Source organism: Nocardia sp. NPDC004604 (genome assembly GCF_040609795.1).
Taxonomy (GTDB): domain Bacteria; phylum Actinomycetota; class Actinomycetes; order Mycobacteriales; family Mycobacteriaceae; genus Nocardia.
The window spans coordinates 1-19,542 of record NZ_JBEXLC010000165.1; the positions used below are offsets into that span (position 1 = coordinate 1).

12 protein-coding genes are annotated in these 19,542 nt (G+C 66.5%); 5 read left to right on the forward strand and 7 right to left on the reverse strand.

From position 1 onward, the window contains the following. From ABZW16_RS37130 to ABZW16_RS37145, 4 genes are all read right to left on the reverse strand, one after another. Positions 1 to 11,474, reverse strand: an 11,474-nt coding sequence (locus tag ABZW16_RS37130; RefSeq protein ID WP_354960812.1) for an amino acid adenylation domain-containing protein, incomplete at its 3' end; no start/stop codon positions are given. Positions 11,475 to 11,783: 309 nt separating this feature from the next. Then, positions 11,784 to 12,548, reverse strand: coding sequence for a precorrin-4 C(11)-methyltransferase (gene cobM, locus ABZW16_RS37135; protein WP_354960813.1), 765 nt, complete (start codon positions 12,546 to 12,548; stop codon positions 11,784 to 11,786). A gap of 71 nt (positions 12,549 to 12,619) precedes the next feature. Beyond that, on the reverse strand, positions 12,620 to 13,324 hold the full coding sequence (locus tag ABZW16_RS37140) for a dihydrofolate reductase family protein (RefSeq protein ID WP_354960814.1): 705 nt from the start codon (positions 13,322 to 13,324) through the stop codon (positions 12,620 to 12,622). Further along, positions 13,306 to 14,682 carry a hypothetical protein gene (locus ABZW16_RS37145; RefSeq protein ID WP_354960815.1) on the reverse strand — a complete coding sequence of 459 codons (1,377 nt, stop codon included), beginning with the start codon at positions 14,680 to 14,682 and terminating at the stop codon, positions 13,306 to 13,308. The genes ABZW16_RS37140 and ABZW16_RS37145 overlap by 19 nt, the downstream gene beginning before the upstream one ends. Before the next feature lie 242 nt (positions 14,683 to 14,924). Between ABZW16_RS37145 and ABZW16_RS37150 the strand changes: the two genes are divergently transcribed. From ABZW16_RS37150 to ABZW16_RS37165, 4 genes are read left to right on the forward strand one after another with little or no spacing between them, the layout of a single operon-like run. Then, positions 14,925 to 15,245: a hypothetical protein gene (locus ABZW16_RS37150; protein ID WP_354960816.1), complete on the forward strand. Its 321-nt coding sequence runs from the start codon at positions 14,925 to 14,927 to the stop codon at positions 15,243 to 15,245. Beyond that, complete coding sequence (locus ABZW16_RS37155; RefSeq protein ID WP_354960817.1) at positions 15,242 to 15,418, forward strand: hypothetical protein; 177 nt, start codon at positions 15,242 to 15,244, stop codon at positions 15,416 to 15,418. The genes ABZW16_RS37150 and ABZW16_RS37155 overlap by 4 nt, the downstream gene beginning before the upstream one ends. Further along, complete coding sequence (locus ABZW16_RS37160) at positions 15,415 to 15,813, forward strand: hypothetical protein (RefSeq protein WP_354960818.1); 399 nt, start codon at positions 15,415 to 15,417, stop codon at positions 15,811 to 15,813. The genes ABZW16_RS37155 and ABZW16_RS37160 overlap by 4 nt, the downstream gene beginning before the upstream one ends. A gap of 13 nt (positions 15,814 to 15,826) precedes the next feature. Further along, positions 15,827 to 15,979, forward strand: coding sequence for a hypothetical protein (locus ABZW16_RS37165; protein WP_354960819.1), 153 nt, complete (start codon positions 15,827 to 15,829; stop codon positions 15,977 to 15,979). A 26-nt stretch (positions 15,980 to 16,005) separates the two neighbouring features. Here ABZW16_RS37165 and ABZW16_RS37170 read toward each other — a convergent pair whose 3' ends face one another. From ABZW16_RS37170 to ABZW16_RS37180, 3 genes are all read right to left on the reverse strand, one after another. Beyond that, complete coding sequence (locus ABZW16_RS37170) at positions 16,006 to 16,431, reverse strand: PPOX class F420-dependent oxidoreductase (protein ID WP_354960820.1); 426 nt, start codon at positions 16,429 to 16,431, stop codon at positions 16,006 to 16,008. Positions 16,432 to 16,524: 93 nt separating this feature from the next. Further along, positions 16,525 to 17,142 (reverse strand): response regulator transcription factor, encoded by a 618-nt coding sequence (locus ABZW16_RS37175; RefSeq protein ID WP_354960821.1) that lies wholly within the window; start codon positions 17,140 to 17,142, stop codon positions 16,525 to 16,527. After that, a complete protein-coding gene (locus ABZW16_RS37180; protein ID WP_354960822.1) occupies positions 17,139 to 18,488 on the reverse strand; it encodes a sensor histidine kinase in 1,350 nt (449 codons plus the stop codon). The genes ABZW16_RS37175 and ABZW16_RS37180 overlap by 4 nt, the downstream gene beginning before the upstream one ends. Before the next feature lie 130 nt (positions 18,489 to 18,618). Here ABZW16_RS37180 and ABZW16_RS37185 point away from each other — a divergent pair. Then, positions 18,619 to 19,542: ABC transporter permease (locus ABZW16_RS37185; protein WP_354960823.1), on the forward strand; the 924-nt coding region annotated here is incomplete at its 3' end.

A 19,542-nucleotide genomic window follows, 5' to 3' on the forward strand; every position in this document is an offset into this window, starting at 1 on the left:
TCACCCGGATGATCCGGATCCAACGGCACATAGGCACCACCGGCGGCATTGATCGCGTACATGCCGACCACCAGATCGATCGAGCGCCGCATACCAAGGGCGACATACGATTCCGGGCCGACACCGTTCTGCTTCAGCCAGCGCGCCAACCGGTGCACCCGGGCGCCGAACTCGGCATAGGACAGACTGGTCCCCTCGTAGCTGACCGCGTACTCGTCCGGGGTCCGCACCAGCTGCGCCTCGAACAGCGAAACCAGTGTCGCCGCCGCATCGCCCACCGGTGAGGTGAGCGCCGCGTCCACCGGGAATTCGGTGTCGTTCCATTGGTCGAGCACCAGGGCGCGCTCGGTGTCGTCGAGCAGGTCGATATCGCCCACCACGACCGCCGGTGCGGCGGTGATACCGTGCAGCACCCGGACGAAGCGCTCGGCGAAGGATTCGGCGAACGGCTCGTCGAAAAGGTCGGTGGCATAGACGAGTTCGGCATCCATCTCGGATTCCGCGCCCTCGCTCAGCGTGAGCTGCAGGTCGACTTTGGCGGTCGGCTGGTCGATGCCCAGTTCGGAGACGGCGAGGCCCGGCAATTCGAGCGAGGTGCGGCCGAGGTTCTGGAACGACAGCATCACCTGGAACAGCGGATGCCGCGCCTGCGAGCGGGCCGGGTTGAGCACCTCGACCAGCCGCTCGAACGGCACATCGGCGTGCGCGAAGGCCTGCAGATCGCGCTCGCGCACCTGTCCGAGCAGGTCGGCGAACGATTCGGACGGATCAACCTGAGTACGCAAAACCAGGGTGTTGACGAACATGCCGACCAGGTCGTCGAGCACCTGCTCACCGCGACCGGCTACCGGGATGCCGATGGCGATGTCATCGGAACCGCTCAGCCGCGCGAGCAGCGTCGCGAAGGCGCTGTGCACCACCATGAACAGCGTGGTGCTGTGCTCGTGCGCGACGCGGTTCAGCGCGTCGACGAGGGTGTCGGGCAGCCGGAATCGGTGTGTCCGTGCCTGATACGAGGCAACCACCGGCCGCGGCTTCGGCGAAAGACGCAGTTCCTCGGGCAGTCCGGCCAGGGTTTCCCGCCAGTAGCCGAGCTGTTCGGAGATCAGCGAGGTCGGATCGTCCTCGGCGCCAAGGGTTTCGCGCTGCCAGAGTGCGTAATCCACGTACTGCACCGGCAGCGGCGCCCAGACCGGCGCGGATTCGGAGCTGCGCGCGATATAGGCCGACATGAGGTCGCGCACCAGCGGACGCATCGAGAAGCCGTCCGCCGCAATGTGATGCACGACGACCGCGAGCACGTGATCCTGAGTGTTGTCGCGCCACTTCTTGCTGCTCAGCGGCGTGCGCTCGACCTGATAGAGCCGAATCCGCACCGGGGATTCGGTGGTCACGTCGAAGCCGCGGCCGATGAATTCGTAGAGGGCGTTGCCCATTTCGCTTTCGGCGGCCGGGACGATCTCCAGTTCCGGCAGTGCCCGCGCGGCCGGGAGCACCTGCTGGTAGGCCACCCCCTCGTGGGAGGGGTAGATCGTGCGCAGCGATTCGTGCCGGGTGATCACATCGGCGATGGCACCGCGCAGCGCGGACAGATCCAGATGTCCGTGCAGCCGCACCGCCACCGGGATATTGTCGGCGGCCGAATCGGCGTCGAAGCGGTTGAGGAACCACATCCGCTGCTGCGCCAGCGACAGCGGCGGGTACTCCGGACGCGGACGCGTGGTCAGCGCCTGACGGCCACCGGCCCCGGCATTGGCCTCCATGCGCGCGGCGAGCGCGGCCACGGTCGGCGCCTCGAACAGCAGCCGCACCGGAACCTGAGTATCCAGGGCCGCGCCGAGGCGCGCCACCACCTGGGTAGCGACGAGCGAGTTGCCGCCGAGATCGAAGAAATTGTCGTCGATGCCGATCCGGTCATGGCTGAGCACATCGCTGAAAATTCCGACGACGATCTCTTCGATCGGGGTCGACGGCGCGCGGAATTCCCGTGCCTCGAAGACGGGTTCGGGCAGTGCGCGGCGGTCCAGCTTGCCGTTGGGGTTCAACGGCATGGCATCGAGCACCACAATGGCGGACGGGACCATATACGAGGGCAGCTGCTCGCTCAGGTGCGCGCGCAGCTCATCGAGATCGACCGTGCCGCCGTTCGCCGGCACCACATAGGCGACCAGCTGATCGCCGGTACGGGCATCCGCACGCACCAGCGCCACGGCCTGTGCGACCGCATCGTGCGCGGTGAGGGCGGTTTCGATCTCACCGAGCTCGATGCGCAGACCGCGCAGCTTGACCTGGAAGTCGGTGCGGCCCAAGTAAACGATGGCCCCGTTGGCATTGCGGGTGACCAGGTCACCGGTGCGGTACATCCGGGCACCGGACGCGCCGAACGGATTGGCAACGAAGCGATCCGCGGTCAGATCGGTACGTCCGAAGTAACCGCGCGCCAACTGCGCACCCGCGAGATAGAGCTCACCCGCGACACCCGGCGCGACCGGATGCAGGCGGGCATCGAGCACATACGCCTGGGCATTCCAGACGGGCAGGCCGATCGGCACCGCGCCGACCAGCCCCTGCGCCACCGGTCCGTGGGTCGCGTGCACCGCGAATTCGGTTGGGCCGTAGAGGTTGTACAGCTCGGCGGAGCTGACCCGGCGAATGGCCGCGACCGCATCACCGGTGAACGCCTCACCGGCAATAAGCAAGGCACGCAGCGATTCCAGCGCCGCACCACCGGCAGCATCCACACTGCCCGCGAACACAGTCAGCATCGAAGGCACGAACGAAGTCATGGTAACCCGCTCAGCGGCAATGACTTCCGCCAGATATTGCGGGTCACGATGCCCATCCGGGCTCGCCACCACGATCCGGCCACCAGTGGACAACGGGCCGAACAACTCCCACACCGACACATCGAACGTCGCCGGGGTCTTGAACAGCACCACATCATCGGCACCGATGCCGTACTCACCAGTGATCCAACGGATCTGGTTCACCACAGCCGCATGCGGCAGCGCAACACCCTTCGGGCGCCCCGTCGAACCCGACGTGAAGATCACATACGCGGTGTTCTGCGCCCGCAGCGGTGCGATCCGCTCCGCATCGGTGACCGGCTCGTCCGGGTATCCGGACAGCTCCAGTTCATCGATGGACAGCGTGGGCAGACCGCCGCTCTCGAAGTTGTCGCGCGAGGTCGTCAGCACACAGACCGGTGCCGCCGACTCGAGCACATAGCTGATCCGCTCGGTCGGCTGGTCCAGGTCCAGCGGCACGTAGCCGCCGCCCGCTTCCTGCACCGCGTACGCCGCGACCACCAGATCGACCGAACGCCGCAGGCCAAGGGCGACGAGCTTTTCCGGACCGACACCGGCTTCGATGAGTCGACGCGCCAACCGGTGCACGCGCGCACCGAATTCGGCGTACGTGAGCGAGGTTCCGGTCGCCGGATCTACGATCGCGACCGCATCCGGTGTGGCGGCTGCCTGCGCGGCGAACTCGCCAACCAAGGTGAGCCCAGCCGCGTCACCCCGGCGAGCACCGGAACGACGCGGGGTGCGTCCGGGCTGGCGACGCGGCAGCAAATCGCGCCGGGTGTCGTTCCAGCCGGTCAGCGCCAGCGCGGTTTCGTCAGCGTCGAGCAGCTGGATATCGCCGACCGGCACCGTCGGATCGGCGATGATGGCCGCCAGCACCCGATCCAGGCGCCGCGCGAACGCCGCCACCGTCGCATCGTCGAAAAGGTCGAGCGCATAGGAGAATTCGGCCGACATACCGGCCGCCTCACCCAGCTCCTGGGTCTCCTGCAGGGTCAGCTGCAGGTCGAACTTGGCCAGCCTGGCGTCGTAGTCGATGCCATTGACCGACAGTCCGGGCAGTTCCAGATTGGCCTGTCTGGTGTTCTGGAAGGCCAGCATCACCTGGAACAGCGGATGCCGCGCCTGCGAACGAGCCGGGTTCAGGATTTCGACCAACCGCTCGAACGGCAGGTCCGCATGTGCGAAGGCGTGCAGATCGGTTTCCCTGGCCTGCGCGAGCAGATCCGCGAAACTGGCGGAGCCGTCCACATTCGTGCGCAGCACGAGGGTGTTGACGAACATGCCGATCAGATCGTCGAGCGCGGCCTCACCACGACCGGCGGCCGGGGTGCCGACCGTGATATCGCCGGTACCGCTGGCCCGCGCCAACAGCACCGCGAGCGCACTGTGCATCACCATGAACAGCGACGCATTGTGCTTGCGCCCCAAGTCGATCAGCGCGCGCTGGGTCTCGGCAGAGATCACGAACGCGTAGGTGCCACCCCGGTAGGAGGCGACCGCCGGACGCGGACGATCCGATGGCAGCACCAATTCGTCGGGCAGACCGGCGAGTTCGTCGGTCCAGTAGCGAATCTGGCTGGCAATCAACGAATTCGGATCGCCCTCGGAGCCGAGCACCTCGCGCTGCCACAGCGCGTAGTCGGCGTACTGCACCGGCAGCGCGGACCAGGCGGGCGATTCCCACGAGGTGCGCGCGGCATAGGCAACCATGACATCGCGGGCCAGCGGTCCCATGGACCAGCCGTCGGCCGAAATGTGGTGCACCACCATGCCGAGCACATATTCGGATTCGCTGATCTCGAACAGCCGGGCGTGCAGCGGCACCTCATCGGTGACGTCGAAGGCCATGGAGGCCAGGTCGACCAGATGCTCGACCAGCGTCTCCTCGGTGACCCGGTAGGGCGTCAGGTCCGGAACGATCTGTGCCGCATCCAGAATCCGCTGCACCGGACCGTTCTTGGTCTCCGGGAATACGGTGCGCAGCGATTCGTGCCGGTCGATCACATCGATGACCGCGACCTGCAGTGCGGCGACATCGAGGTCACCGGACAGCCGGATCGCGACCGGGATGTTGTTGACCGCCGATTCGGTATCGAACCGGTTGAGGAACCACATGCGCTGCTGCGCCAGCGACAGCGGCACCTGTTCGGGCCGCTGCCTGGCCACCAGCGCCTTGCGCGCGCCATCACCGGCATGCGATTCCACCCGCGACGCCAGCGCCGCCACAGTGGTGGCCTCGAACAGCATGCGCACCGGCACCCGGGTGTCGAGCGCGATGCCGAGGCGCGAGGCGACCTGGGTGGCGATCAGCGAGTTGCCGCCGAGTTCGAAGAAGTCGTCGTCCACGCCGACCCGGGAGATGCCGAGCACCTCACCGAAGATCTGGGCGACGATCTCCTCGATCGGGGTGGTCGGCGCACGGAATTCGCGCACCTCGAAGACCGGCGCGGGCAGCGCCTTGCGGTCCAGCTTGCCGGACGGGTTGAGCGGGAACGCGTCCAGGCCGACGATCGCCGAGGGCACCATGTACGAGGGCAGGGTGCGGTGCAGCGAGTTCTTGATGTCATCGATATCGGCGGCGCCGCCCGGGGTGACCACATAGGCGACCAGCTGATCGCCCGCAACGGTATCCATGACGAGCACGACGGCCTGGGTGACCGCGGCATGTTCGAGCAGCGCGGTTTCGATCTCACCGAGTTCGATGCGCTGGCCGCGGAATTTCACCTGGAAGTCGGTGCGGCCGATGTACTCCAGCACACCGGCGGTCCCGGTTGCCAGATCCTGCGGCGCGGTCCAGCGGACCAGGTCGCCGGTGCGGTACAGGCGCGCGCCCGGTGCGCCGAACGGGTCGGCGACGAACCGCTCCGCCGACAGGTCGGGGCGGCCGTGGTAGCCGCGGGCCACCTGGACACCGCCCAGGTACAGCTCGCCGGGCACTCCGACCGGCACCGGGTTCAGGCCCGCATCGAGCACATAGGTCTGCGCATTCCACACCGGGCGGCCGATCGGCACCGTGGTCGGCGCGACCTCATCGATATGCCAGGCGGTGGCGTGCACGGTGAATTCGGTCGGACCGTACAGGTTGTGCACGGCGGCACCGCAGAACTGCCGGAATGCGGTCACCGTGGCCGGCGGCAGCGCCTCACCGGCGACGAGAACCGCACGCAGCGAAGCGCATTCGTCCGCGGACGCGGCCCCCGCGAAGACCGAGAGCATCGAGGGCACGAACGAGGTCATGGTGACCCCGTGGCGGCCGATGATCTCCGACAGGTACATCGGATCGCGGTGACCGTCCGGCGCGGCGATGACCATGCGCGCGCCGACTGCCAGGGTGCCGAACAGCTCCCACACCGACACGTCGAAGGTGACCGGCGTCTTCTGCAGGATCACATCGGCGGCGTCGATGCCGTATTCACTGGTGATCCAGGCGATCTGGTTGACGACACCGGCATGGCTGATCGCCACACCCTTGGGTCGGCCGGTCGAACCGGAGGTGTAGAGCACGTAGGCGGTGTTCGAAGACCGCAGCGGCGCAAGGCGTTCGGTATCGGTGACCGGCGCGTCGTCGAAGTCTGCGAGGTCGAGGGTGTCGAGCTGGAACACCCGATGGTCACCGCCGGCGGCGACATCATCGGCGGTCGTGGTGAGCACGCAGACCGGATTCGAGCTGGCGAGGACGTATTCGGTGCGCTCGGCCGGGTGATCGGGATCGATCGGCACATAGCCGCCACCTGCGGTCATGGTCGCGTAGATGGCGACGAGCATGTCCACCGAACGGCGAATGCCAACGGCCACCAGCGATTCCGGACCGACGCCCTCGGCGATCAGCTTGCGGGCCAAGCGGTTGACCCGCGCCGAGAATTCGGAGTAGGTAAGTTCGGTTCGCGGCCCGAACTCGCCTTCGCTGCGGGAACCGCCGTCGAAAACGACGGCGATCTCGTCCGGACGTTGACGCACCTGCGCGTCGAACAGGTCGAGCACGGTGGCGGCGGGCACCGGATCGGCGGTGCGGTTCCAGTCGTGCAGCACCGTCGCGCGCTCGGCGTCATCGAGGATATCGATATCGCGGACCGCGGATTCCGGTGCGGTGACGGCGGTTTCGAGCACGCGCAGGAAACGGCGGCCGAATTCGGCGACGGTTTCGGCATCGAACAGATCGGTGGCGAAGGACACCACGGTCGACATACCGGTGGGTTCGCCGTGCGCGCCGCGTCCCTCGGTGACCGTCCACTGCAGGTCGAATTTGGCGATATCGACCTCGAGCTCATCGGCGGTGACCGACAGGCCGGACAGCTCCATCGAACCGTGCGAGAGCTCCTGGAACGAGAGCATCACCTGGAACAGCGGATGCCGCGCCTGCGAACGGGTCGGGTTGAGCACCTCGACCAGCCGCTCGAACGGCACATCGGCATAGGCGAATGCGGCGAGATCGCCCTCGCGCGTGCGAGTCAGGAAGTCGGTGAAGGCCTCGCTGCCGTCGACCTCCGAACGCAGCACGAGGGTGTTGACGAACATGCCGATCAGATCGTCGAGCGCCTGCTCACCGCGACCGGCCACCGGGGTGCCGATGGCGATATCGCTGGTGCCGGACAGCCGCGACAGCAGCACCGCCAGCGACGCGTGCAGCACCATGAATACGCTGACGCCCTGGGCGCGCGCGAATGCAGCGATGCGCTCGTGCAGATCGACATCGATATCGAAGCCGACCCGGCTACCGCGGAAGCTCTGCACCGGCGGGCGCGGGCGGTCGGCGGGTAGGTCGAGCTGATCCGGCAGACCGGCCAAAGCCCTACGCCAGTAGGCGATTTCGCGGGCCGCCATGGAACCCGGATCGGATTCCGCGCCGAGCAGTTCACGCTGCCACAGCGAGTAGTCGCGGTACTGCACCGGCAGCGGCGCCCACACCGGGGCCTCGCCGGCGGCCCTGGCCAGGTAGGCGGCGGCAACATCGCGGGCCAGCGGACCGAACGAAAAACCGTCCGCCGCAATGTGATGTACGACGAACGCGACCGCGTAGTCGGGGGTTCCGTTATTCGAACCGGTGACGCGGTAGACCCGCACCCGGATCGGCAGTTCGGTGGCGACATCGAATCCGGTGGCGGCGAATTCGACCAGCACGCCCTGCAATTCGGCGGGATCGATCGACTGCACCTCGATACCGAGATCGATCTCGTCCATCGGCAGCACCAGCTGGTAGCCGCCGTCACCGGACTCCGGGAAGATGGTCCGCAGCGACTCCTGGCGCACCATCACATCGGTCAGCGCCACCTGCAGTGCATCGACATCGACCTGGCCGCGCAAGCGCACCACGAACGGCAGGTTGTAGGCGGGCACCGTGGAGTCGAACTGATTGATGAACCACATCCGCTGCTGTGCCAGCGACAGCGGCACCCGCTCGGGCAGCTGCTGGGCGACCAGCGGCGGCCGCGCGGCATCGGCGGGACTCGCGGTTTCGGCGCGGGCGGCGATACCGGCCACCGTCGGGGTCTCGAACAGCGCACGCACCCCGATCTGGGTGCCGAATGCCGCGCCGATCCGCGACATCACCTGGGTGGCGACCAGCGAGTTGCCGCCCAGATCGAAGAAGTTGTCATCGATGCCGACGCGTTCCTGGCTGAGCACATCGGCGAAGATGGCCGCGACGATCTGTTCGGCTTGGGTACGCGGGGCGCGGAAGCCGGCGGCGTCCGCACTGAAGACCGGCTCCGGCAGCGCCTTTCGGTCCAGCTTGCCGGAGGTGTTGAGCGGGAACGCGTCGAGCACCATGATCGCCGCCGGCACCATGTAGCTCGGCAGCTTCTCCGCGACGAAGCGGGTGAGTTCGGCCGATTCGATGGACTGTCCGGGCGCGGGCACCACATACGCGACCAACTGTTGGCCGGTAGCGGTATCCACTACCAGGACGGCGGCTTGGCTGACCGCCGGGTGGGCGAGCAGATCCGTTTCGATCTCGCCGAGTTCGATGCGCTGACCGCGGAATTTCACCTGGAAGTCGGTGCGGCCGATGTATTCCAGCGTGCCAGCGGCATTCCAGCGCACCAGGTCACCGGTGCGGTATATGCGTTCGCCGTCGGTGCCGAAGGGGTTGGCCACGAACCGATCCGAGGTCAGATCGGGACGGCCTCGGTAGCCCCGCGCGAGCTGGCGTCCACCCAGGTACAGCTCACCCGGCGCGCCGACGGCTGCGGGCCGCAGCCGCGCATCCAGCACGTAGACCTGAACATTCCACTCCGGGATACCGATCGGCACCGTCACGGTATCGGCGGCGGTGGCCTCCCAGTAGGTGACCGAGACCGCGGCCTCGGTGGGACCGTAGAGGTTGTGCAGACCGGCGCTCGTGATCGCGCGGAAGCCTGCCGCGGTTTCCGGCGGCAGCGCCTCACCGATGACGAAAACCGCACGCAGGGTGGCGCATTGGGCGGCGGTGACGTGCGCGACGAAGACCGTCAGCATCGAGGGCACGAAGTCGGTGACGGTCACCTGGTGCCGCTCGATCATATCGGCGACATACAGCGGATCGCGGTGCCCGTCGGGTGCGGCGATGATCAGCTTCGCGCCGACCATCAGCGGTAGGAAGTAGCCCCACAGCGATACGTCGAAGGTGGTGGCGGTCTTCTGCAGATACACGTCGTCCGCGGTGAGGCGGTATTCGTCGAGCATCCACAGTTGCTGATTGACGATCGCTTGGTGGGTGACCGCGACACCCTTGGGGCGACCGGTCGAACCCGAGGTGTAGATGACATACGCGGTGTTGTCCGGACGCAACGGCGCCCGCCGATCCGCATCGGTGACCGGCGCGATATCGAAGGCCGACACGTCGAGGGTGTCGATCTGTACCCGGCGCACCGAATCGGGCAGCTCGAGCTCGTCGGAGGACACGGTCAGCACACAGACCGGTGCCGCGGACTCGAGGATGTAGGCGGTGCGGTCGGCCGGATGATCGGGGTCGATCGGCACGTACGCGCCACCGGCCTTGAGCACCGCGTGCATGCCGACCACCAGGTCCAGCGAACGCCGCATGCCCAGCGCGACCAGCGATTCCGGGCCGACACCGTCGGCGATCAGGAACCGGGCCAGCCGGTTGACCCGCGCGGCGAAGTCGGCGTAGGTAAGCTGCGCGCCCTCGAAATCCAGCGCGATATTGTCCGGGGTCAGCTCGATCTGCGCATCGAGCAGCGCCGCCAGAGTGGTATCCGGAACGTCCTGCTCGGAGTCGTTCCACTCCACCAGGGACAGTTCCCGCTCATCCTCGGTGGTGGCCGGCAGCTCCCACACCACGGCATCGGCGTCCGCGGCCAGGAACCGGTCGAAGAACTCCAGGAACCGCGAATGATGCTGTGCGGCTTCGGCTTCGGTGTAGAGGTTCGGGTTGGTCTCGAAGTCGATATGCGAGCGGGTGCCGCCGGCCGACTGATAAAAATTGACACCGAGGTCTTCGATACTGCCGGTGGAGAGCACGTTGAACTCGCCGTGGGACTCGCCGAGCACGACCTCGTTGTGGAACAACATGATGTTGATCCACGGGCCGAAGAACTCCGCGCCGACACTATTTCCGGTGTTGGCAGTGCCCGCGCTGTCGCGGCGGATGTCCTCGTGACGGTAGCGCTGATGGCGCAGCCCGCCCGATACCTCGACGGTGACCGAGCGGAGCAGTTCGGCGATGGTGGTGTCGTATCCGACCCGCAGCCGCAGCGGCACGATATTCGAGGTCACACCACCGGAGCGGCGCATCGCGGCGGTGGTGCGCGCGGTCACCGGCAGGCTCAGGATCACCTCTTGCGCACCGGTCCACTGGGCCAGATACGCGGCGAAGCCCGCGATCAGCAGACCGGCGGGAGAGTTGTCGTGGCGGGTAACGGAGTCGGCGAGCAGTACCTCCTGCTCCGCGGACAATGCCGCACTCGACACCCCGTTGAGCGGTGCCGGTGGCGCGGACCGACCGACCAGGCTGGTTCCGTCCTCCAACCCGGCGACGCGCTGGGCCCAGTGCTCCTTATCGGACTGGAAGCGGGTGCTGTCGCGGTAGGCCAGCTCGGATTCGTACACGGTGTGCAGATCGACGGCCTTGTACGGCGGCGGCTCGACGTCCTTCAGCAGCGCGGTGTAGATATCGGCGAACCGCTTCATGTACGTCATCGCGCCGAAGCCGTCGAGCACGATGTGGTGCACCCGCGAGTACCAGAACCAGTGCCGGTCCCCGAGTTGCAGGACGGCACTCATCATCAAGCGGTCGTTGACCATGTCCAACGGACGGCTGTACTCGGCGCGCATCCAGGCGTGGCCCGCAGCGACCGGGTCGTCCTCGGCCCGCAGATCGACGTAGCCGATATCGTCGGAATCGGGGATCGAATAGTCGACGTATTGCAGCGGCTGACCATCGCGTTCGACGATCCGCAGGAAGCCCGAGCCGAACTCGCGCGAGGCGATGATGGTGGCTTCCCGCATCACGAGCCGATCGATGTCGCCGTGGACGTCTACGTACTGCGCGATATTGATCGGGACCTGCGGATCCACATGCTGCGCGTACCAGATGCCCAGCTGTGCGGGCGACAGCGGAAAGTACTCCGCAGCAGCCTGCGTAGCGTCCGCCTCTGTGTCACCAGTTTCGCCGTTTCCGCCGAAATCCAGCCGGTCCAACCCGTAACCTCGCTTCCGGAACACCACGCAAGCGCTCCCCGACGAACACCGGTACAGGACGCGCACCTATCCGAGCATGGCGTCTGCGTTCCCGCGTTCAGTTCTCATCAATCAAGCAAAAATGTTCATTGGCACTATCTGCCCGCCAGGCCGACCTTGTTACATGGGCGCGACCGTGCCCGCCGCCCACCGACCGGCTCCGCCGGGAAGTTCACTGCTGATCACCGAAACAATCTACCGTCGCCCCCGCCGCCCGACCAATCAGCTCCCATAGCCGGGAAACATCACCCCAGGCAGCGGCGTCATCGCAAGTTTGCCAGGTGACTGTCACCCATCTCACACCGCTTGCGAAGGTAGGCGCCGGTCGCGCGCCGGATCGTAGAGATGCGATTGCGTACAGGATGGGTTTGGTGCGAGCGCGCGGCCGACGAGGATGACGGCGGCTTGGCGCAGGCCCGCGGATTCGACCTGGTCGGCGATGTCGGTGAGAGTACCGCGCAGGATCAGTTGGCCGGGTTGGCTGGCTCGATAGACTACCGCGATCGGGCAGTCGGGGCCGTAGTTCGGGATAAGTTCGGCCGCGAGCGTCCGGATTCGGGTGATGGCCAGGTGCAGGACGAGGGTGGCGCCGGTATCGGCGAAGTTGGTCAGGGCTTCGGACTCCGGCATCTTCGTCGAACGCGCCTGGGTGCGGGTGAGAACCACCGATTGGACCAGTTCGGGAACGGTCAGCTCGGTGCCGAGCAGGGCGGCCGCCGCAGCGTAGGCGGGGACGCCGGGGGTGACGTCCCAGGGGACGTCATGTGCGTCGAGGCGGCGGGTTTGTTCGGTGAGGGCCGAGTAGATCGATGGATCGCCGGAGCACAGGCGCGCGACATCCCTGCCGGATCGGTGGGCGCGCACCAGATGCTCGGTGATCTGATCGATGTCCAGATACTGGGTATCGATCAGTTCGGTCTCGGGGGCGCAGTGTGCCAGCACCTCGGGGTCCAGGTAGGTGCCCGCGTAGAGGCAGACCGGGGAGTCGCGCAGCAGTGTCACCGCCCGGACGGTCAACAGATCCGCCGCTCCCGGCCCGGCCCCGATGAAGTGCACGGTCATGCGGGTGAGTGTATGACGAGGCCGTCACGTCGGGCCGAGAAGTTCATGCGAGGCGTTGCGGCCGCGGCCCGCTATGAACCGGCTGGCGTAGCGCTCGTCCGCTTAGGGCGGTAGCGCAGCACTACGACGTCATCGAGCACACTGGCGTCTACGAATTCCAATCGACGTCGTGAGCCGCCCGGGAACGCCGCAGGGTTGACGAATCGCGGCGCTTCGCCCTGGCCGATCATAAGCGGCGCGACCGCGTACCGAAGCTCATCCGCCAGTCCGGCCTCGAGGAAGGCCGTGTGAATACGCGTGCCGCCCTCGACGATCAGCTTCTGGACGCCGCGCCTGCCGAGATCCTCCAGCAGCGTGCCCCAGAAATCCTGGTCGGCGATCCCTGTGACTTCAGCGACCGCGCTGAGTCTGTCACCGATCTTCTCGGCTCCCTCGATGGTGGTGTACACCAACGGCTTACCGGACTCGACGTAGTGGTGGAACATGCGAGCGTCAGGGTCGATATCCCCCGAGCGGGTCACGGTCACCTTGAGCAGATTCGGGGGCTTTCCGGCCGCTACGCGTGCCCGTCGGCGTTCCTCGCTGCGTAGCCACAGCCGAGGATTGTCACGGCGCACGGTCTCGGCACCGATGAGGATGGCGTCGCATTCGGCGCGCAACTGGTCGACGCCGTCGAAGTCCCGATCGTTTGAAAGGTACAGGCGCTCAGGGATGATGTCGTCGATGTAGCCGTCGAGGCTGACGGCGACGGAGAGCACTACGTACGGTCGTGGCAACTCTCGGCCTCCCAGGTTGCGAAGGCGTCGTGAAATTCGGCGACACCTGTCTGTGTGCTGGCAGGGTCGATCATGCCCGAGAGTCGCCGGACCATGTACAGGATGCGAGCCGACCGTGTACCGATACCGATTGTGAGAGCTTGCCGCCCAGCAGAGGCAGCGCGCTCGATGTCCCCTGCGGCCATGTGGGCGACAGCGGTACGCGCAAGATAGACCCCCTTTTCCCGGGGGTAGTCCGGCTGCATACGAGCGATGGCCTCAGCGAACTGGGTTGTGGCGCGCCGGTACTCGCCGGTTTCAGCATAGGTGTGGGCTTGGTAGGCATCGACGTAGGAATCGTCGAGGAACATGCCCCACTTCGGGTCGGAGTCGGCCCGGGCCACGATGTTGCGTGCATCGTCGTAAGCCCGAGCGCTGCCTCGGGGGTCACCGGCTAACGCCATCGCGTGGGCGCGGAACGTCAACGCCGCAGCCGAGAACAGCGAATCCTCAGGCGCACAGCGCCGTGCGGCGTTGGCCAGTTCCTCGGCCTCTTTCGCATCCCCCTGATCGCATGCCAGCTGGCTCATGCGCACCAGAGACAACCCGATGTAGTAATCGTCGGCCAATTGGTGCGACCACTGCAGCGCTTTCGCTGCCCAGTGCTGGGAGTTCACGAAGTCTCTTTGGTCCTGGTACTGCCACGCCGCCGTTTCGGCGAACATCGCCTGCATTCGGAGGATCCCCTGTGGCTCTCCCACACCGCCACGCTTCAGCTGTCCGAGCAGATTCAAGCCGCTGAGGACATGCGACAAGGTCTGCGCAGAGCCGTAGACGTTGTCGGATTCGATCAGCGACATGCGCAGCTTGTCGAAATGCCCGACATGATCGATGGCCGCGTCGGCGTACATACCTGCCAATGCCTTGTCCGCCAACGAGGGTCCAGTTACTACGGCAAGCCTGGACATTGCCGTACCGACCGCTCCGGCGCCGATTCCGAAGACGAAGTCCCGACGCGGCACCGCCACCAACGTGACCTCTCCTGTGAGTGTCCGAGCTGAGACCACGATGTAGTCGTCGTCCGCCAAGTCCCGTATCGCTCGCACCGGCTGGGATTCAAGGGCGTCGCCGCTCACGGCAGTCGGCGTTTGCAAGATCGACCAAAAGCGTTGCACCACAGCAGAATCCGCAGCGGCCAGCTTTTCATCCATGCGCGCTGCATAGCTACTGCTCAGACGGATGTCACCGAGGCGGCGCTCCCACTTTTTCACGGTGTCATATGCGACTCCGATGTATTCGGCGAATGCGTCCTGCTTCAGCCGAGTCGCTTCCCTGAAGGCTTTTGCTTCGACGCCCGTCCACCGTGCGCAAATGCTCATCGGTTCCCCTGTGCCAATCGGTGCCCTGAGAGTACCCGCGCAGTACACGCCGGGTCACTTCTTTCAAAGCCCGCTCGGCACAACAGTTGAATCAGCACCCGATGCCGGGTCGACAAACTGCCCCGAAGCAGCACGACCGGACCTCCACCTTGACTCAAGGGCCGAAGACGCCGATCGGAGGGCGAGCCGTCCTCGGCATCGAGTGCCTCCTACCGGAACAACGCACCGAGGGGTACCGCCCAATGCCCGCAGAACTCACGACCGTCACCATCATCGCCGCCGTCATCGCGGTGATGGGTCTGATCGTCTACATCCTGCCCTACATCGTCGACCCCGGCGGCACACCTGAAGGCGCGGTACCTGCCGATGAAATCCTGCACCGGGTCGCCTCGGAGGACACCTGCCACCACGCACCCGAGATCGGGTACACCGTCGACGACGCTCACGCGGTGATGCGGGAACGACTGGACTGCACCATCGACCGCTGCGCCGCGAAACGTATGGCGTATTCGACGCTGGTGGAATCCGGGCGGATCGTCCCGGCTAGCGAGCGCTTCCGGTGAGCCTGATCATCTTCAGCGACGGAACGACCGGCATCCCGGATGAGGACGGCTGGATCGAAGAGTTCGACTTCGTCGACCTGAGCGGGCGCAAATTGGATGAGCAAGAAGCCCTGCCCGTCTCATTCATCGACATCGAGCCGCACACCATCGTTGACATCGAGATCGAACAGTGAAGATCCGTGCGTCGGCGATGCCGAGTGCCGCCTCCTATCAGCCCGGCCGCTATGACGCCGGAATCAGACGGTATTTCGGCCTCGGTCAGTTCGCGCTGCTGTCCGGCGTTCCCTATCGGCAGCTGTGCTACTGGCGGCACAGCACCCACGTTTGGATACCCGGTCCCGACATTCAAGTCGGCGATCATCCCGGCTGGTCGCTGGCCTGCATCCATGCATGGGAACCAGAAGGTCAGCCCTTCCTACGGCCACCGACCACCGCATTCGCGGACATGGCCGCTGTCCGTGCTCGCTACCACGGCATGCCGACCAACACCCTGTGGGCATGCGTCGGCGACGGCACCATTCCCCGGCCGGTCGTCTGGGTCGACGACTGGCCCGGCTGGCTGGCGTGACAGGAGAACCCACATGTATGAGAACTTCAAGCATCACGGCGGACTCGAGCAGGTCGAGGAGTTCTACGCCGCTGCCGCGCCGACCGCGCCGCCAACCGTCGAGCAACTCACCGAGATCTACGAGTCGATGCGCACAGCAGGCTGGGAGCCCCGCCCGACGTTGTGACGTGTGCCGGTCACTCTATGGCGGGCTCAGGCTGTCGCGTCGAAGTGGGGGATCACCTTGGTCGGACGCACCCGGACCACCAGTTCGCCGGGGACGCCGTTGCGCTTGCCGAATTCCTCGGCGCGGTCCGCGCCCATATAGCGGCCACCGATCTCGGTGGCGGTGCGCAGGAGTTCGTCGGGATCCTCGGACAGGGTTACCGTGCCCTGGACCTGGACCGAGGGGTACGGGCCCGCCTCCACATCGACGACGAGCGCGATCCGGTTGTCCCTGGCGAACGCCTTGCCCTTCGCCGAAACCTTGCCGGTATTGAACACCACCTCGTCACCCTCGAGGACGAACCAGACCGGGGTCACCACCGGGCGTCCGTCGGCGGCCGTGAATGCGACCTTGGCGGTTCGGCTGCCATGAGAGAGGAATTCGCGTACCGCGGGATCCGAGAGTGAGGCCATACCCCAACCCTAGGGCCACCCTGCGCCGACGGCGTGCATATCGCCGGCCGGCTGGTGGCGCGCCCATCGATGTTCGGATCCGGGCACGGTTGTTCAGATGGCGCCTTGTTCGCGGGCGCGGGCGACGGCGGAGGTGCGCGAGCGGACACCGAGTTTGGCGTAGATGTGCACCAGGTGGGATTTGATAGTGGTTTCGCTCAGGAACAGTTCCTTGGCGATCTCGCGGTTGGAGCTGCCGTGGGCCACCAGCCGCAGCACCTCGATTTCACGCGGGCTCAGGGTGGTGTCGGCGCGGCGCACGCGGGTCATCAGCTTGGAGGCCACGGCGGGTGACAGCACGCTCTCGCCCGCAGCCGCCGACCGCACCGCCGCGAGCAATTCCACCGGCGGGGTGTCCTTGAGGATGTAGCCGCAGGCTCCGGCCTCGATGGCGCCGAGAATATCGGCGTCGGTGTCGTAGTTGGTGACGACCAGGACATTGGGCGGGTTCGGAAGCGCACGCAATTCGGTGGTCGCCTCCACACCCGAGCGGCCGGCACCGAAGCTGAGATCCATCAGCACCAGATCGACGGGTGTGGTTGCGCAGAAGCCCACGGCGGCCTCGGCGGTCGGTGCGTCGCCGACGACGGTGATGTCCGCATTGCTCTCCAGCAGCGCCCGCAGGCCCGCGCGCACGATGGCGTGGTCGTCGGCGAGCAGTAGGCGGATCATGCGCGATGCTCCGGATCGGTCGAATTCGGTTCGAGCGTGGTCGATTTCGAGGAGGTCGTATCGGATTGCGGCGTGGGCAGGGCAGATTCGATCGACATCGGCCGCGATTGCTCGGATCGATATTCCGCCGCGGGCTCCGACTGCCCCACAGCATGATCAGAATCTATTGCAGCCGAGTATGATTCGGCAATCTCAGGCTCGAGCGGAAAGGTAACGGTGACCGCGGTGTGGCCGGGTTCCGACTCCAACGCCATGGTGCCGCCCTGCTGCTCCACGCGACTGCGCATGGCGGCCAATCCGAAGGTGCCCGACGGCGCGCGATCCAGCACCGCGGGGTCGATGCCCATACCGTCGTCCACAACGTCGAGATACACCTCGGCGTCGGAGTAGGTCAGGGTCAGCCGCATCCGGCTCGCTCCCGCATGGCGCACCACATTCGAGACCGCCCCCTGCGCGATCCGAACCAGGGCCGCCTCGATCGGCATCGGCAGTCGCTCCGGCGTGCCCTCGACCACCATTTGGGTGGTCAGTCCCGGCGCCTCGGCGCGCAGGCAGATGCGTTCCAGCGCCTGCGCCAGGCTCTGCCCCTCCAGTGCGGCCGGGGTCAATTCCGCTATGAGCCTGCGGGTTTCGGCCAGATTCTCCGCGGCGGTCTCGCGCGCCAGCCGAATCTGTTGCAGCGCGGGATGGTCCGGTGCGGACTGCTCTGCCGCGTGCAGCAACAACTGAATGCTGCTCAGCCCTTGGGCCACGGTGTCGTGGATCTCCTGTGCCAGTCGTTCGCGCTCGGCCAGCTTGCCCGCCGTGCGCTCCTGTTCCGCGAGTGTCGCTCGGGTGCTGAGCAATTCATCGATCAGACCCTGACGTTCGGCGGACTCCCGGAACAGTGCCGCATAGCCGAGCCCGATCCCGACCGCGACCGCCGCGCCGAGCATAGGCCCGATCGCACCGGCCACCGACCAGCCGCGGTGCACCCCGAAGCCGATGACCGCGACCGCGGTGGCCGCACCGACGGCGAGAAAACTCCACGGGCGCGGCAGCAGGTGCAGGTACAGGAAGAACATGCCGAATGCGAGATATCCGGCGTCGGGCGCGAACACCACCAGAGCCAGCCACAGCACCGTCAGCGCCGCCAGCCAAGCGCGGATGCCCGCCGGGTGGCGGCCGACCAGCGCACCCGTGAAGTACACGGCCAGGAATGCCCCGGTCAGCGCTACGACGGTGAGCGGATGTCCGGCGCCGGGCAGTAGCGCGCGCACCGCCACCAGCACCGCCAGCGTCGTGACCAGCACATGCAGCCCCAGCCGCAATGCGGTGAAGACAGGGGTGAACGGCGACGCATGCACGCTGCCAGCTTATGTGCGGCTACCTGGGCGGCATCCATCGAAAGGTGTAAAACGCCGCCCAACCTTCGATCAGGGTGCATTCCTCCGCGTGCGCGATGGCGGGCGCGGGTGATCGCGGCAGGGTGAAGGCATGTTCGTCGCACTCCGGGATCTGCGGGCCGCACGCGGCCGCTTTCTGCTCATCACCTTGGTCGTTACCCTGGTGGCGCTGCTGGTGAGCTTTCTCAGCGGTCTCACCGCCGGGCTCGCGCACCAGAACATCTCCGCCATCGAGGCGATCCACGCCGATGCCGTCGTCTTCGCCGACAGCGGCGCCGATCCCTCCTTCGACGCCTCGGCGCTCACCCCGCAGCAGATCGAGACCTGGCGGGCGGCCGCTGGTTCGACCGGCACCGTCGACCCGATCGGCATCGGCCGGACGGAGGGTGCGGTATCGGGTCGAGGCGAGGCCAAACCCGCGCAGGTAGCGCTGTTCGGCACCGCGGGAACGGCATTCGGCAATCGCGTCGCAACCGATTCCGGCACGGTGGTGCTCAGCACCGGCGCGGCCAAGGCGCTCGACGCCATCGCCGGTGACACCGTCACGCTCGGTGCGTCGACATTCCGCGTCGCCGCGGTGCAGGGCGACGACTGGTACAGCCATACCCCCGTTGTCTGGATGACACCCGCCGACTGGCAGTCGGTGAGCCCGCGTGGTGGCGCAGCCACGGTGCTCGCGGTGTCCGGGATCCCGGATATGGCCGCTGTCAACGCATCCGCGCATACCACCTCGACCAGCGTCTCCGGCTCGCTGTCGGCATTGGGTTCGTATAAGGCCGAAAACGGTTCGCTGACCTTGATGACGGTGCTGCTGTTCGCCATTTCGGCGCTGGTGATCGGCGCATTCTTCACCGTGTGGACGGTCCAGCGCATGCCCGATATCGCGACCTTGAAGGCACTGGGCGCGACCTCCGGCGCATTGGTCCGCGATGCCATCGCACAGGCGGCAATCGTGCTCACCGCCGGTGTCGCCGTCGGCCTCGGCATCACCGTCACCGCGGCCACCTTCATCGGC